The organism is Nonomuraea mangrovi, from assembly GCF_042681425.1.
Taxonomy (GTDB): Bacteria; Actinomycetota; Actinomycetes; order Streptosporangiales; family Streptosporangiaceae; genus Nonomuraea; species Nonomuraea mangrovi.
Genome location: NZ_JBHUFV010000033.1, coordinates 1,005,930 through 1,019,804, shown reverse-complemented (window position 1 = coordinate 1,019,804; position 13,875 = coordinate 1,005,930). Strand labels below are relative to the sequence as shown.

15 protein-coding genes, 4 tRNA genes and 1 riboswitch are annotated in these 13,875 nt (G+C 70.8%); of the genes, 12 read left to right on the top strand and 7 right to left on the bottom strand.

Annotated elements, in window-relative coordinates; genetic code table 11:
• Positions 1–5: 5 nt before the first annotated feature.
• Positions 6–203, bottom strand: a riboswitch (cobalamin riboswitch).
• A 4-nt stretch (positions 204–207) separates the two neighbouring features.
• Together ACFSKW_RS23115 and ACFSKW_RS23110 are read right to left on the bottom strand one after the other, a co-directional pair.
• On the bottom strand, positions 208–1,113 hold the full coding sequence (locus ACFSKW_RS23115; RefSeq protein ID WP_379574411.1) for a Bug family tripartite tricarboxylate transporter substrate binding protein: 906 nt from the start codon (positions 1,111–1,113) through the stop codon (positions 208–210).
• Between the two features lie 63 nt (positions 1,114–1,176).
• The gene (locus tag ACFSKW_RS23110; protein WP_379574410.1) at positions 1,177–1,752 is read right to left on the bottom strand and encodes an ArsR/SmtB family transcription factor; all 576 of its coding nucleotides are present in this window, start codon (positions 1,750–1,752) and stop codon (positions 1,177–1,179) included.
• 79 nt (positions 1,753–1,831) lie between these two features.
• Between ACFSKW_RS23110 and ACFSKW_RS23105 the strand changes: the two genes are divergently transcribed.
• Positions 1,832–3,277 (top strand): alpha/beta hydrolase family protein, encoded by a 1,446-nt coding sequence (locus ACFSKW_RS23105; protein WP_379574409.1) that lies wholly within the window; start codon positions 1,832–1,834, stop codon positions 3,275–3,277.
• 17 nt (positions 3,278–3,294) lie between these two features.
• Here ACFSKW_RS23105 and glmS read toward each other — a convergent pair whose 3' ends face one another.
• Positions 3,295–5,115, bottom strand: a complete 1,821-nt coding sequence (gene glmS / locus ACFSKW_RS23100; RefSeq protein ID WP_379574408.1) for a glutamine--fructose-6-phosphate transaminase (isomerizing) — start codon at positions 5,113–5,115, stop codon at positions 3,295–3,297.
• Between the two features lie 12 nt (positions 5,116–5,127).
• The gene (locus ACFSKW_RS23095; RefSeq protein WP_379574407.1) at positions 5,128–5,391 is read right to left on the bottom strand and encodes a hypothetical protein; all 264 of its coding nucleotides are present in this window, start codon (positions 5,389–5,391) and stop codon (positions 5,128–5,130) included.
• A 187-nt stretch (positions 5,392–5,578) separates the two neighbouring features.
• Here ACFSKW_RS23095 and ACFSKW_RS23090 point away from each other — a divergent pair, with 187 nt between their 5' ends.
• The 11 genes from ACFSKW_RS23090 (at position 5,579) to nfi (ending at position 12,396) form a co-directional block, all read left to right on the top strand.
• Positions 5,579–7,399, top strand: a complete 1,821-nt coding sequence (locus ACFSKW_RS23090) for an N-acetylmuramoyl-L-alanine amidase (protein ID WP_379574406.1) — start codon at positions 5,579–5,581, stop codon at positions 7,397–7,399.
• Positions 7,400–7,491: 92 nt separating this feature from the next.
• A tRNA-Gly gene (locus ACFSKW_RS23085) sits at positions 7,492–7,563 on the top strand.
• 16 nt (positions 7,564–7,579) lie between these two features.
• Positions 7,580–7,650 (top strand) — tRNA-Cys (locus ACFSKW_RS23080).
• Between the two features lie 50 nt (positions 7,651–7,700).
• A tRNA-Gly gene (locus ACFSKW_RS23075) sits at positions 7,701–7,772 on the top strand.
• Between the two features lie 19 nt (positions 7,773–7,791).
• Positions 7,792–7,866: transfer RNA gene (locus ACFSKW_RS23070), tRNA-Val, on the top strand.
• Positions 7,867–8,244: 378 nt separating this feature from the next.
• A complete protein-coding gene (locus ACFSKW_RS23065; protein WP_379574405.1) occupies positions 8,245–8,382 on the top strand; it encodes a hypothetical protein in 138 nt (45 codons plus the stop codon).
• A gap of 37 nt (positions 8,383–8,419) precedes the next feature.
• Positions 8,420–9,490: a serine hydrolase domain-containing protein gene (locus ACFSKW_RS23060; protein WP_379574404.1), complete on the top strand. Its 1,071-nt coding sequence runs from the start codon at positions 8,420–8,422 to the stop codon at positions 9,488–9,490.
• 114 nt (positions 9,491–9,604) lie between these two features.
• Positions 9,605–10,102, top strand: coding sequence for a copper chaperone PCu(A)C (locus ACFSKW_RS23055; protein ID WP_379574403.1), 498 nt, complete (start codon positions 9,605–9,607; stop codon positions 10,100–10,102).
• A gap of 70 nt (positions 10,103–10,172) precedes the next feature.
• Positions 10,173–10,730, top strand: a complete 558-nt coding sequence (locus tag ACFSKW_RS23050) for a TetR/AcrR family transcriptional regulator (protein ID WP_379574402.1) — start codon at positions 10,173–10,175, stop codon at positions 10,728–10,730.
• Complete coding sequence (locus ACFSKW_RS23045; protein WP_379574401.1) at positions 10,727–11,134, top strand: DUF6463 family protein; 408 nt, start codon at positions 10,727–10,729, stop codon at positions 11,132–11,134. Before ACFSKW_RS23050 ends, ACFSKW_RS23045 begins: the two co-directional genes overlap by 4 nt.
• A complete protein-coding gene (gene nfi / locus ACFSKW_RS23040) occupies positions 11,131–12,396 on the top strand; it encodes a deoxyribonuclease V (RefSeq protein ID WP_379574400.1) in 1,266 nt (421 codons plus the stop codon). The genes ACFSKW_RS23045 and nfi overlap by 4 nt, the downstream gene beginning before the upstream one ends.
• Here nfi and ACFSKW_RS23035 read toward each other — a convergent pair.
• Genes ACFSKW_RS23035 through ACFSKW_RS23025 form a run of 3 tightly spaced genes read right to left on the bottom strand, consistent with a single transcriptional unit; the run spans position 12,393 to position 13,866 of the window.
• Positions 12,393–13,280, bottom strand: coding sequence for an alpha/beta fold hydrolase (locus ACFSKW_RS23035; RefSeq protein WP_379574399.1), 888 nt, complete (start codon positions 13,278–13,280; stop codon positions 12,393–12,395). The genes nfi and ACFSKW_RS23035 overlap by 4 nt on opposite strands.
• Positions 13,277–13,567 carry a hypothetical protein gene (locus ACFSKW_RS23030; RefSeq protein ID WP_379574398.1) on the bottom strand — a complete coding sequence of 97 codons (291 nt, stop codon included), beginning with the start codon at positions 13,565–13,567 and terminating at the stop codon, positions 13,277–13,279. The genes ACFSKW_RS23035 and ACFSKW_RS23030 overlap by 4 nt, the downstream gene beginning before the upstream one ends.
• Positions 13,564–13,866, bottom strand: coding sequence for a hypothetical protein (locus ACFSKW_RS23025; RefSeq protein WP_379574397.1), 303 nt, complete (start codon positions 13,864–13,866; stop codon positions 13,564–13,566). The genes ACFSKW_RS23030 and ACFSKW_RS23025 overlap by 4 nt, the downstream gene beginning before the upstream one ends.
• Between the last annotated feature and the right edge of the window lie 9 nt (positions 13,867–13,875).

Genomic DNA, 13,875 nt, shown 5'->3' with positions numbered 1-13,875 from the left:
GCCTTGGACAGGTCACACCGCTGGCAGGTCTTCGGACTCGCGGGCGTACGTCAGCTTCCTACTGGCCGTCGCTTCCCAGGCCATGGGCCCAGTGCTTCGTGACGGCGGTCGTTCCCGCTCACCGCTGCGGGGCAGTGCCGGCATCTCACCGGCTTCCCTTTTGCTTCGCCCTGCTCGGGCGAACCAGCGACGACCAGGATCCTACATCTAGTGGCCGCGGACGCAACTACCCCAACAAGTTGTGTCGATCAGCCCCAGGTCCTTGAGCACTTCGCGGGTCCTGCCGGCCTCGGACCCGAGCCACGCGGCGAAGTCGTCGCCGCTGAGCGGGATCGGCTTCCACCCTCTGGCGCGGCAGGCGTCCAGCCACCGCGCGGACCGGGCGACCTCGTCGAGCACCTCGACCGCCCGGGCGCGATCGCGTTCGCTCATCTGCTTGGGCCCGAGCACCGCGCACCAGTCGGCGAAGTCGACCCTGACACCGGACTCCAGCAGGGTCGGCGCCTCGACGTCCTCGACCCGCTCGGCCGAGGAGACGGCCAGCGCCCTGAGACGCCCCTTGCCGAGGCGCTTGCGCCACTCGCCGAGCGGGCCCGCGGCGACGCCCACCCTGCCCGCCAGCAGCGCCTCGGCCGCATCGTCCGTGGTGGGGTAGCCCGCGTAGTCGAGCACCCTGGCGTCCGCGCCGAGACCGCGCGCGACCAGTCCGAACAGCAGGTGATCGGACTCTCCCTGCGGCCTGCCGCCCAGCACGGTGCCGCCGGGGTCGGCGACCAGCCGCCGCGCGAAGTCGTCGAACTCGCGAAAGACGGAGGCGTTGGAGACGACCAGGACCTCGACGTCGCCGACCAGCCTGGCCAGCGGGGTGCCCGTCTCCTTCACCCCGGCCATCTCGGCGGCCGCGATCGCGGGCAGGCCGGTCACCGTCAGCAGGGGCCCTCCCTCGGCCACGCCGTCGCGTTTGAACTGCCCCGCGAGCACCCGCGCGACGGGGACCCAGGCCTCCCCTCCCGGCACGACGGAGAAGCTCGGGGTCGGGCGCGTGGCCGTACCGCAGCCGGCCAGGCCCGCCATAGCGGCCAGCGCTCTCGCGACGAACTCCCGACGGCGCATGCGCAGGCCCCTCCCGTCGCCCCACCCCTCCGCTACTCCATGTTATTGGTCGGAGGCGGAGAGTCACACATCGGGGGCGGGCAGGTCCGCGGGCAGGGCGAGCAGGCGGATGTGCAGGGGCCGGGCCTGCTCAGGAGCGTCGGCGGCACGATGGCTGTACTTCTTCAGCAGCAGCATGTACTCCTCGAAGAAGTCCTCCAGCTCGCCCAGCGTCATCCGGCCGAGAGCGCGCGAGACCTTCACCCACGCGGGATCGGCCTGGTAGGCGGCGGGCAGGAGCTCCAGCAGGATCCCCTTGTCCTCCTCGAGCCCGATCCGGTGGAACTCGGCCAGCACCGGGCGGTCCTCGGGCGCGAGCTGCGCCGGATGGGGCAGCCTGATGTCTCCCGTCTCCGTCTTCCGCCACCACCGCTCACGCCCGGCCGACCGCTCGGGGATCTCCTCGATGAACCCGTACTTCTCCAGCTGGCGCAGGTGATAGCTGGTCGTGCCGGTCTTGGCGTCGAGCAGCGAGCCGAGCGTCGTGGACGTGGCGGGACCGTGCAGGCCCAGGTGACGGAGCATGGCGCGGCGCATCGGGTGGGCCAGGGCCTTCAGCTTGCCCGGGTCGTCCAGGACCCACGGCTCGTCATCCTTCATGACGAGCACCCTAGTCCTCCAGAAGGATTTCTGCAGACATGTCTTTGCCGATAACTCTCTGCAGAGTAGGTTCGGCAACATGAAGAGATTAGTGATCTCAGCGATGGCGCTGCTGGTGGCGCTGGCCGCACCGGCGGCGGCGCACGCCAGGCCGACGACCGGCGTACCGGCGACGGGGGCGCCGCCTGCCGTACCGGTGCCGGCCGATCTGACCACGACGGAAGTGAGCTTCGCGGGCGGCGGCGGGCTCACCCTGCGCGGCACGGTCCTGTCCCCCAGAGGCGGGCAGGGCGCGCGCCCCGGGATCGTGCTCGTGCACGGAGCCGGCGCGGGCACGCCCAGGACCAAGCTCATGACCGAGGCCGTGGAGTTCGCCAGACGCGGCATGGCGGTGCTGGTCTACGACAAGCGCACCGAGGGCTACTCGCTGTTCGAGCGCTCCTATTCACAGCTGGCCGACGACGCGCTCGGCGCGGTGGCGGCGCTGCGCCGCCAGGCGGGCGTGAACCCGGCCCACGTCGGGCTCTGGGGGCTGAGCGAGGGCGGATGGGTGGTGCCGCTGGCCGCCTCACGCTCCACCGACGTGGCGTTCGTGGTGCTGGTCGGCGCCAACTCCCTGCAGCCGCTGCGCCAGCAGGCGTGGGCGGTCTCGGCGGGCCTGCGCAAGGCCGGCGTCGCGGGCTCGCTGCCCGACCGTTCGGTGCCCACGCTGTACCGGGCGATCTCCGACGGCGGGCTGTTCCCCGAGCCATGGCACGACCCGCTGCCCGTGCTGCGGAAGGTCCGTCAGCCGGTCCTGGCGATCTGGGGCACGCACGACCTGCTGACCCCGCCGGTCGAGAGCCCTCCGCTGATGGCGAGAACCCTGGCCGAGGGCGGCAACGAGCACGTGACGCTCCGCCTGTTCACCGGCGCGGACCACGCCGCCCACCGCACTCCCGACGGCGGCGTCACCAGGGCGCCCGAGCTGACGCCCGGCTACCCCGAGCTGGTCGGATCGTGGGTGTCCGACGTCGCCTCCGGGCGCGCGCCCCGTTCGAGCCCGCCGGAGGCGGGCACGAAGGCGCAGCAGGCGTCGGCGACCATCCCTGTGCCGCCGCCCGCCTGGTGGGAGTCGGCTCCCGTGCAGGCCGCCGCGCTCCTGCTGTTCCTGGTCGCCTTCCTCGGCTACCCGCTGGCCGCCGGCGTCCGCAGGGTCAGGGGTACGGCGGTGGCCGCGGGCCCCGCGCCCAGAGTGCTGGCGGGCGCGGGGCTGGCCGTGGTGGCCGGCGGCTTCGGCTACCTGATGTACCTGGTCATGACGGGTGGCAAGCTGGCCGAACCCGGACCCGTCCTGGCGGGCAGGCCCGTGCTCTGGCTGCTGCTGCAGGCACTGGTGGTCACGGTCGCCGTCGCCACCGTGCTGACCGCCCGCGCCTGGCGCGCGGCCGGGCGGGGCTCCGAGCGGGTACGGCTCGGCCTGCTCGTCACGGCCGGCGCGGTCATGATCCCGTGGGCCCTCTACTGGGGCCTGCTGCTGCCCTGAGGGCCCTCTCCTTGGGCCTATTCGACGGTGACGCTCTTGGCCAGGTTGCGCGGCTTGTCGACATCCCGCTCCAGCGCGACGGCCGCGTGGTAGGCCAGCAGCTGCAGCGGGATCGTCAGCAGGATCGGGTCGAGCTCGATCTCGTTCTTGGGGATCACGATCACGTCGTCGGCCAGCTTGGCGTCGGGCTCGCGGTGGCCGACCATGAGGACCTGGCCGCCACGCGCCCTGATCTCGCCCAGCGTGGTGAGGTTCTTGTCGAGCAGCTCGTCGTCGGGCACGATCGCCACCGTCGGCAGCTCGGGGCCGATCAGCGCGAGCGGCCCGTGCTTGAGCTCGCTAGCCGGATAGGCCTCGGCGTGGATGTAGGAGATCTCCTTGAGCTTCTGCGCGCCCTCGCGGGCCACCGGGTAGCCCCGCACCCGGCCGACGAACATCATGCTCGGATGCACCGCGTACTTCTTGGCCAGCTCGGCGATGCGGTCGCCCTGCTCGAGGATCTTCTCGATCTGCGTCGGCAGCTCGCGCAGCCCCTCGACGATGCGGCGGCCGTCGGCCGGCGACAGGTCGTGCACCCGCCCGAAGTGCAGGGCGAGCAGGGCGAAGGCGATCGCGGTCGAGGTGAACGCCTTGGTGGAGGCCACCGACACCTCGGGGCCCGCGTGCAGGTAGATGCCGCCGTCGACCTCCCTGGCGATCGCACTGCCCACCGCGTTGACGATGCCGATGACCCGCCCGCCCTTGCGCTTGAGCTCCTGCACGGCCGCCAGCGTGTCGTAGGTCTCGCCCGACTGGCTGATCGCGACGTAGAGGGTGTCGGGGTCGACGACCGGATTGCGGTAGCGGAACTCGCTGGCGGGCTCGGCGTCGGCGGGGATGCGGGCCAGCTCCTCGATCAGCTGCGCGCCGATCTGGCCGGAGTAGTACGCGCTGCCGCACCCGATGATCTTCACCCGGCGGAAGGACCGGGTCTCGCGGGCGTCCATGTTGAGACCGCCCAGGTGGGCGATGTGGAAGCGCTCGTCGAGGCGGCCGCGCAGGGTCCTGGCGATCGACTCGGGCTGCTCGGAGATCTCCTTGAGCAGGTAGTGCTCGTAGCCGCCGGTGTCGTAGTGGCCCGCGTCCCAGTCGACGGTCAGCGGCTCCTTGGCGGTCTCGCGCCCTCCGCTGGCGAAGGTGTGGAAGCCGTCGGCGGTCAGCACCGCCAGCTCGCCGTCCTCCAGGTGGACGACCTGGCGGGTGTAACGGACGAGGGCGGCCACGTCGGAGGCGGCGAACATCTCCTTCTCACCCAGACCGAGCACGATCGGGCTGCCGTTGCGGGCGACCACGATCTCCTTGGGCCGCTCGGAGTCGACGACCGCGATGCCGTAGGTGCCGACGATGCTCTTGAGCGCCTTCCTGACGGCCTCCTCCAGGGTGTCGGTCTCGGTGACCGTCCGGGCGATCAGGTGCGCGAGCACCTCGGTGTCGGTCTCGGAGACGAAGACCACGCCCTCGGCGACGAGCCTGGCGCGCAGCTCGTCGGCGTTCTCGATGATGCCGTTGTGCACGACGGCGATGCGCTCGTCGGACGACAGGTGCGGATGGGCGTTCTCGTCGCTCGGCACGCCGTGGGTGGCCCAGCGGGTGTGCCCGATGCCGAGCGTCCCCTTGAACCTGGCGGGTACGGCCTTGGCGAGGTCGGCCACGCGGCCCTTGACCTTACGCAGCTTGAGCCCCTTGTTCGACACCACCACCCCGGCCGAGTCGTAGCCGCGGTACTCCAGGCGCTGCAGCCCCTCCAGCAGGATGGGCGCGGCATCCTTGCTGCCGACATAAGCGACGATTCCGCACATGGGCCAACCTTCCTATCCGTAGACGATCCTGCGCAGCTGGCGCAGCGACAGCTCGGGGGCCGCCACGCGCCGCGCGGGTAGTTCCGCCGCGATCCTGGGGAAGATCTCGTCGTTGGTGAGGCCACGGGATTTCAGCTCACCGTGGCGGCGCCGCACGAACTCCTCGACGGGCTCGGAGAAGTACGCCACCACCTCGGCCACCACGCGCGCCGCCTCACCGTGGGCGAGCTGGCTCGTCCTGGTCAGGTGCGCGATGAGGTCCTCGTAGGGATGCACAGGGCAGGACCCTACGCAGGGATCACACGCCATGCCAACATCCTGCCCGAAATCGGGCAGGAATCACCCACTGAAAGGCGACACGCCGATGAATGGGGTGCGCGCAAGCCTCCAAGAGGCCGACACGCGCACAGAGATCGCCATACCCCGCGAAAGCCGCGATCAGCTCGCCCGTTACGCTGCGTTATTGACTGATCTCGCTTCGCAGGGGGTTCTCATGCTGCTCTGGGCCGCCGCCGCCCTTATCGCCGCGCTCGGCCCTGGAGGGGCTCAGGAGGACTTCCAGGCCGCGGCCAAGGAGTACGGCGTGCCGGAGAGCGTGCTGCTCGGCGTGTCCTACCTGGAGTCGCGCTGGGACACCCACGACTGGCGGCCCAGCGTGTCGGGCGGGTACGGACCGATGCACCTGGTGGACGTCAACGCCGTACCCGAGGCGGGACCGCACCACCTGGGCGACCCGCGGGGCGACGACGCGCGGCCGATGCGCATCACCACGACTCCCCCGGCAACCGTCCAGAGGGACGAGCGGACGTTGCAGCGGGCCGCGCGGCTGACCGGGCTGCCCACCGAGCGGCTACGGCACGACAGGGCCGCCAACCTCAGAGGCGGAGCCGCGCTCCTCGCCGAGCAGCAGCGCATGCTCGGCGCCCCGCCCAGCCCCGACCCCATCGCATGGCACGAGGCCGTCGCCCGCTACGCCGGCCCGTCCTTCGCGAACGAGGTGTTCGACGTGATGCGCACCGGCGTCGAGCGCCGCACCGACGACGGATCGCTCGTACGGCTGCCCGCCACCCCGGTGCCCGCCTTCAGGACGGCGGCGGCCCCGAACACCGAGTGCCCCGCCACGCTGGAGTGCGAGTGGATGCCCGCCGCCTACAAACGCTTCGGCAAGGACGACTACGGCAACCACGACAGGCTCAGGACCGAGCGGGAGATCGACTACATCGTGATCCACGACACCGAGGGGTCCTACGCGGGCATCCCCTCACTGGTCAAGAACCCGAAGTACGTCAGCTGGCACTACACCATCCGCTCCGGCGACGGGCACGTCGCCCAGCACGTGCTGACCAAGGACGTGGCCTGGCACGCGGGCAACTGGGACGTCAACACCCGCTCGATCGGCATCGAGCACGAGGGCTACCTCGCCCAGGGCGGCAGCTGGTACACCGAGGCGATGTACCGCTCCTCCGCCAAGCTGGTCCACTACCTGGCCACCAAGTACGACGTGCCGCTCGACAGAGCGCACATCATCGGCCACGACAACGTCCCCGGCTCCCACGCCTCCAGCGTGGCGGGCATGCACGACGACCCGGGGCCCTACTGGGACTGGGCGCGCTTCTTCGACATGATGGAGGCGCCCATCGAGGGTGAGCCGGACGGCCGATCCGTGATCATCAAGCCCGACTACGACCAGCACCAGCCCACGTTCGTCGGCTGCAAGCGCAAGCGTCCCGCCAAGCAGTGCGAGCCGCACGGCGCCACCAGCGTCTGGCTCCACACCGAACCGCGCGATGACGCCCCGCTGGTCGACGACATCGGCCAGCGGAAGACCGGGGCCTCCACCTACAGCGTCTACGACCAGAGCGCCCGCGCCTCCGTCGGCCAGCGCTACGCCGTCGCCGGCGCCTCGGGTGACTGGACGGCCATCTGGTACCTCGGCCAGAAGGCGTGGTTCCGCAACCCGCCCTCCCAGCCCACCGCCGTCCCCGCCTCGGGCCCGCTGGTCACCCCCGTCCGCGACAGGGTCGCCGTGTACGGCAGGGCGTACCCGGAGAGGTCGGCCTACCCGCGAGGAGTGAAGTTCCAGGAGCACGCCGCGCTGCCGTACACACTGAAGCGGGGCCAGTTCTACTCGCTCGGGCAGACGCTGCACGGGTCCTATCTCGCGGCGTCGCACTTCAACCCGTCCAAGCACGTCACGGTGCGCGGCAAGCTCCGCTACCACCAGATCCAGCTCGGGCACAGGGTGATGTTCGTCAAGGCCGATGACGTGCGCGTGGTGGGGTGAAACTCGCCGCCGGCGGCGGCACGTTGCGCACGTGCACTCGCCAAAGGCGATATGGTTTTCTCGTGGCCGGCGAGCAAATCGCTGGAAATCACGCGGAAGTGGCTCAGTGGTAGAGCATCACCTTGCCAAGGTGAGGGTCGCGGGTTCGAATCCCGTCTTCCGCTCGGAGCAAGATCTCCTGGTGGAGTGGCCGAGAGGCGAGGCAGCGGCCTGCAAAGCCGTCCACACGGGTTCAAATCCCGTCTCCACCTCGTGTGTCACGCGGAACCTCCGGGATCCGCTAAAGTAGTGCGAGCACCATGCGGAAGTGGCTCAGTGGTAGAGCATCACCTTGCCAAGGTGAGGGTCGCGGGTTCGAATCCCGTCTTCCGCTCTGAGTGACAACTCAACACGGACGATTAGCTCAGCGGGAGAGCGCTTCCCTGACACGGAAGAGGTCACTGGTTCAATCCCAGTATCGTCCACCAGATGTACGGGCTCGACCCCTCCGGGGTTCGGGCCCTTCTTCACTCGGGCCGGCAGGGCCCGCCACGCCTCGCGCCCTTCCCATAAGCGGCACGCCTCACACGTTGCAGCTGGGGCAGACCGGCCTCCGAGGAGGTAGGGAGTTGATTTTCGTTTCGATGACGAGCGGTGTGGTGCCGCCGCTCGCTGAGGTCGAGGCCGGGCTGCGCCCCTTCCACCCGGCGATCAGGCAGCGGCGGAACCAGCGCGTTCCGGCTGATGACGCGGCACCGGGTCACGAGGCAAGGGCCGCTCGCACTACGGCCAGCGCCCCGGTGGGGGTCGGGGGTTCACAGGGGCAGCGGCCGGTTCTTCACGACACTCTTCATGACGAGGGTCGAGTGTGGGGCGCCCTCATGTTCGGCGAGCCGTTCGGTGTCCAGATCGCCCTCGGCCTGGCCGTCGGCCTCACGGCGGTCGTGATCGTCCACCGCGGCGCCGGGAACCCCGAGCGCACGCGCGCAGCCTTGGCCGACTGATTCGGAGCGATCTTGCTCGCTGGCGTATCGTCGACGGATGGGATTACGTGCCGCAGCCGTCGCCCTGCTGCTGGGACTGTCGGCCTGCGCCTCCGCCACGACCACCCCGATCGGAACCCCGGCCACCATGACCGAGACCTCGGCCGCCGCGGCCAGTCCCCCCGCCACCCCGGCCGGACCGCAGGCGGGCGCTCCGGACGTGCGGGCGGAGACCCGGCGGCTGGTACGGGCGGGAGCTCCGGGAGCGGTCGCGTACGTGCGGGACGGCGAGCGCGTGTGGCAGGCCGCCGCGGGCGTCGCCCGCGAGGGGGTGCCGATGCGGACCGATCACCGGTTCAGGATCGCCAGCATCACCAAGACCTTCACCGCCGCGCTCGTGCTCGAACTCGTCCGCGAGGGAAAGCTGGCGGTCACCGACAGGGTCGAGCGCCTGTTACCCGGCGTGATCAGCACCAGGGCGACCGTGGCCGACCTGCTCACGCACACCAGCGGCATCCCCGACTACCTGACCGCTCCCGGCTTCACCAGGGCGCTGGAGGACGGCGGACACCTCAAGGCGTGGACGCCGCGCGAGCTCCTCGCCCAGGCGGGCCCCCCTGGTCGGCCCGGCACCTCCTCCTACTCCAACACCAACTACATCCTCCTCGGGATGATCCTGGAGAAGCTGCGCCGCGAGCCGTACGAGAAGCTGGTCAGGAAACGGATCGCCCTGCGCTCGACCGAGCTGCCCACCTCCCTGCTGCCCGCACACCTCGCGCACGGGCGGGACGGCGCCACCAGGGTGAACGCGTCGATCTTCTGGACCGCCGGCGGGCTCGTCTCGACGGCCGCGGACGTGGCCGCCTTCTACCGCGCGCTCTTCGGCGGGGCGCGGCCGGAGGGCAGGGTCATGCGCGAGGGCGGGTACGGCGTCTTCTCCGAGCGGCTCCACTGCGGTGTGGACGTGCTCACCCACTCCGGCCTGATCCTCGGGTACGGCGGCGCCGCCATGAGCACCGAGGACGGCCGCCGCGTGGTCGTGGTGCAGGTCAACGCGAGCATGCCGGGCGACGCGATCGCCGCGGCGGGGCGGCTCATGTGCGCGAAGGCTCCAGGGCCGACGTCCTGACCCGCGACCCCCACGGCGGCCAGGTTCCGCGTGCGACCTGCGGGAACGGCGAGTTACACGCGGACCGGTGGGGGTAGCGCGAAAGTTCCGACTCCTCGTGTCAGGAGGGCTGCCGTGTCGAGCTCTCGCGTCATCGTGGCCACCTCGTTCTGTCTCGCCCTCGCCTGCGGCGCGTGCGGCAGCGAAAGACCCGACTACAGCGATGTCACGCACGTCCATCAGCCGGCGAACGAGGGTGCCAACGCCAGCCAGCGTAACCTGCACCTGCGCAACGCCTTTCTTCTCGGCGGCGAGCCGGGACAGCCGGCGCCCGGCGAGCTGCCGCTGTACGCGGTGATCATCAACGACCAGCCGCAGCCCGATCGCCTGGAGCGGATCGGCGTCGAAGGCGGCGGATCGGTACGGCTGGCCGCGCCGCTCGACCTGCCGCCCCGGCAGCCGATCGGGACCGACCGGCCGGTCGCCACCGTCACCGGCGTGCGGGCGACGGGGTGGGTGCCGATGACGTTCACGTTCAAGAACGCGGGCTCGGTGCGGGTGCTGGTGCCGATCAAGGAGAAGGCGGGCTACCTGTCGAGTCTCACGCCCGCGCCGAGCGCCGTGGCGTCGTGAGGCCAGGTGGGCGGCACCCTCTTTCGTGCCGCTCCAACTCCATACCATCCCGTATGGTACGGTGCCGGACATGGCAAGCAAACGCGACTGGCTGGAAGCGGGGCTCATGGTGCTGGGCCAGGACGGCGCCCCCGCGCTGACCATCGAGCGCCTGTGCGCCGAGCTCGGCCTGACCAAAGGGTCCTTCTACCACCACTTCAAGGGCATGTCCGGGTTCAAGACCGACCTGCTCGAACACTTCGAGGCCGAGCACACCAGCCGCTACATCGCGGGCGCGGAGGTCGGGGGCGAACCCGCGTCCGCCAGGCTGCACCGCCTGATGAACCTGATCCTTGAGGACAAGGGCGGCAACCACGACCTGGAGATCGCCATGCGCGCGTGGGCGTTGCAGGACCCCGAGGTCCACGCCCTCCAGCGGCGCGTCGACCGGCTGCGCGTCGACTACCTCAGGTCCCTGTGGCGAGAGCTCGGCGGACCGGAGGCCGAGGTGGAGCCGATGGCGCACCTGCTCTACCTCGTCCTGGTCGGGGCCCAGCAGGTCGTGCCCCCCGTGCCCGCGGACGACCTGCGTGAGATCTACGCGCTGGCCATGCGCCTGGCGCCGCACGATCGGAGAGACAACGCATGAACGGACTGGCCCGATGGGTCCCCCGGCTGATCATCGCGACCGCGTTACTTCACTTCGTCTGGGCGCTGGCCCAGCCCAACGCCTGGGCCGCCATCGCCGGCGACGGCTTCCTTGGCAGCGTCGTCGACACCGAGGCACCCGACTTCTGGGTGCGCGAGTCGAGCGTGTGGTTCATGACGTGCGGCGTCGCGCTGCTGGCGCTCGGCACGCTGACCCTGCACGCCGTACGGACCACGGGGAGGGTGCCGGCGCAGGTCGGGTGGTACCTGCTGGCCATGGGCGTGCCGCTGTGCGTGCTCTACTTCCCCGTCACGGGCAGCTGGGCGCTCCTCGTCATCGGGGTGCTCGCTCTGGCCGCCGCTCGCCGTACGGACGGGGCGGCGGCGAAGGCGGGAGCGCGATGAGGGTCCTGCTGGCCGGCGCGACAGGAGCCATCGGGGTCCCCCTCGTCCGGGCGCTGACCGGCGCGGGCCACATGACGGCCGACGCGGTCCTGCACGAGGCCACGGCGCTGCGGGGCGCCGCACCCCGGCTGAAGGTGGGCGACCCCACCAACGCGCTGCGGCACACCGGAACAGAGAACCTGCTCGCCGCGGCACGGGCCGTGGGCGCGCGCCGCCTCGTCACGCAGTCGATGATCCTCGGCTACGGCTACGCCGACCACGGTGACCGCGTCCTGACCGAGTCCGACGCCTTCGGCCTGCCGCGCCGCTCCTACGCCGACACCGTGGTGGCCGGTTGCGAGTCCACCGAGCAGCAGGCCTTCGGCGCGGGCGACGTCGAAGGAGTCGCGCTGCGGTACGGCCTGTTCTACGGCCCTCGGGCCTTCAGCGACATGTTCGCCGACCTGATGCGCAAGCGGCGGCCGTGCGTCCCGACCGGCGGCGGCGGGACCAACTGCTGGATCCACGTCGACGACGCGGCGCGGGCCTGGCCGCTCCTCCCCCGGGCTGAGTTCGCGCCCCCATCCGGGGTGCGGAGCGGACGCAGGACGCGGTTGGATGTCGGGATGACGTCCGCGCACGAGTGGCCCACCACCATCGCCGAGGCCGAGGCCGTACAGGAGCGGCTGCGCCCGCTGGTCGACCTCGACGACGAGGGGCCCGAGCGGGTGGAGTTCGTGGCAGGGCTCGATGTCGGCTACGCCGCCGACGGCGACGAGGTGACAGGGGCCGTCGTCGTCCTGGAGGCCGACACGCTGCGGGTGGTGGACAGCGCCGTCGTCCGCCGGCGCGCGGCCTTCCCTTACGTGCCGGGCCTGTTCGCCTTCCGCGAACTGCCGCCGCTGCTGGCCGCCATGGAGGAGCTCACGGTCACGCCGGGACTGCTCGTCTGCGACGGGTACGGCCTGGCGCACCCCCGCCGCTTCGGCCTGGCCTGCCACCTGGGCGTCCTGACCGGCCTTCCGGTGATCGGCGTGGCCAAGACCGCCTTCGTGGGAACGCACGACGACCCCGCCGCCGAGCGCGGATCGTGGAGCCCGATCCTGCTCGACGGCGAGGTCGTCGGCCGCGCGCTGCGGACGCGGCGCGGGGTGAAGCCGGTCTACGTGTCCCAGGGGCACCGGATCGGCCTCGACCGCGCCTGTGCCCATGTCCTGCGCATGGCGCCCGCCTACCGCCTGCCCGAGCCGATCAGGCTCGCCGACCGGCTGTCGCGCACCTAGGAGCCGCCGACGCGCCGGAGGAACGCGTGGGCGGCCTCGGCGACGGCGACGGGGTTCATGCTCTGCAGGCCGTGCGTCGCGTTCGGGATCCCGCAGCGCTCGGCCTGGGGCAGCCAGTTCATCAGGAAGCGCTGCGTCTCCCTGAACCCCGGCATGGCCGACTCGCTGTCGAGGCCCATCACGGCCAGCACGGGCATGGCCGGCTTGGCGTCGGCGAACCGGTCCGCCTCGGACGGTTTGAAGCCCCACTGGGAGATCGCGGGGAAGTCGACGGTGAACGTCGTGTCGACGCACTCCTCGACCCTCTCCCACACGTCGAGCGGCCCGGTCATGTCCACGGCGGACAGGAAGTTCGGCCCGCACACCGACTCCATGTACCGCTGCGCGGCACCGAGCTTGTCGCCGCTCTCGTAGAGCTTCATCGCGCCCATGAAGGCGTCGACGTTGGCCTGGATCGCCTGGGGCTCCTCGCGCGGCAGGTAGGGCTCCAGCAGGATCGCGCTGCGTACCCGTTCGGGGTGCGACAGCAGGAACTGGAAGGCGATCACGCCGCCGAAGGAGAAGGCCATGATGTGCGCCCGGTCGATGCCCAGGTGGTCGAGCAGCTCCCTGACGTGCTCGGCGCCCTCCTCGATGCTGAGCGAGTCCTTGTGGAGCGTGCTCCCGTTGTAGCCGGCCCGGTAGTAGCTGATGAACTGGTAGTCGTCCAGCAGCGGCTGGTGGAACCGCAACGGGGTGATGAGGCTGTCGGCGATGCTGGTGCCGTGGATGCACAGCACGGGCTCGCCCTCGCCGAGCACCGTGTAGCGGAGTTCGGCGTCGCTCACCTTGGCGCGCCTGTCGTGTTCGACGTTCCATTCACGCCCGAGGTACAACCCGTTCATAACTGACGCTCCCTGTCGAGGGTGGGCACGAGGTCGTGGACGAGGAACTCGAGGTAGTACTGGCCCCACAGCAGGTGCCAGAGCGAGAACTCGGCGTCGAAGGCCTCGCCGCGCGACTTGGCCAGGCGCTCCTCGAGGTCCCAGACGAAGGAGTTGAACTCCTCCTCGGTGAAGGTCCCGCCCGCGGCGGCGATCACTTCGCTCTTCGGCTTGTCCTTGAGCCGGTCCAGCAGCTCGGGCCGGTCGGCCAGCCCGCGCAGGAAGTCGATGAGGCCCGATGTGCTCACGAGAGCTCCTCGTCGCTGAAGCGGGAGACGACGTCGTGGACCAGGTAGTCGAGGTAGCGCCTGCCCCACATCTGCCGCCACAGGCCGCTGGAGCCGTCGAAGGACTCGCCGTCCTTCCCGACGACGACGTCGACCTCCAGCCTGCCCACGACCTGGCCGACCTCGCTGATGGTGAAGGTGAACCCGTCACCGCGCGCGTGGAACATCATCCGCGACATGTCCATGGGCGCGTAGCGTTCGAGCATGGCGGGGCTGTCGCGGGCGGCCCGCAGGAACCTGACGAACTCTGCCTGGGACAAGGTGGACCT

What these genes read in the sequence shown, in the direction of transcription:
- glmS (WP_379574408.1), bottom strand. Translation starts at nt 5,115, where the DNA reads ATGTGCGGAATCGTCGCTTATGTCGGCAGCAAGGATGCCGCGCCCATC.
- ACFSKW_RS23110 (WP_379574410.1), bottom strand. Translation starts at nt 1,752, where the DNA reads ATGAAGGATGACGAGCCGTGGGTCCTGGACGACCCGGGCAAGCTGAAG.
- ACFSKW_RS23050 (WP_379574402.1), top strand. Translation starts at nt 10,173, where the DNA reads ATGGCAAGCAAACGCGACTGGCTGGAAGCGGGGCTCATGGTGCTGGGC.
- ACFSKW_RS23105 (WP_379574409.1), top strand. Translation starts at nt 1,832, where the DNA reads ATGAAGAGATTAGTGATCTCAGCGATGGCGCTGCTGGTGGCGCTGGCC.
- ACFSKW_RS23060 (WP_379574404.1), top strand. Translation starts at nt 8,420, where the DNA reads ATGGGATTACGTGCCGCAGCCGTCGCCCTGCTGCTGGGACTGTCGGCC.
- ACFSKW_RS23045 (WP_379574401.1), top strand. Translation starts at nt 10,727, where the DNA reads ATGAACGGACTGGCCCGATGGGTCCCCCGGCTGATCATCGCGACCGCG.
- ACFSKW_RS23115 (WP_379574411.1), bottom strand. Translation starts at nt 1,113, where the DNA reads ATGCGCCGTCGGGAGTTCGTCGCGAGAGCGCTGGCCGCTATGGCGGGC.
- ACFSKW_RS23035 (WP_379574399.1), bottom strand. Translation starts at nt 13,280, where the DNA reads ATGAACGGGTTGTACCTCGGGCGTGAATGGAACGTCGAACACGACAGG.
- nfi (WP_379574400.1), top strand. Translation starts at nt 11,131, where the DNA reads ATGAGGGTCCTGCTGGCCGGCGCGACAGGAGCCATCGGGGTCCCCCTC.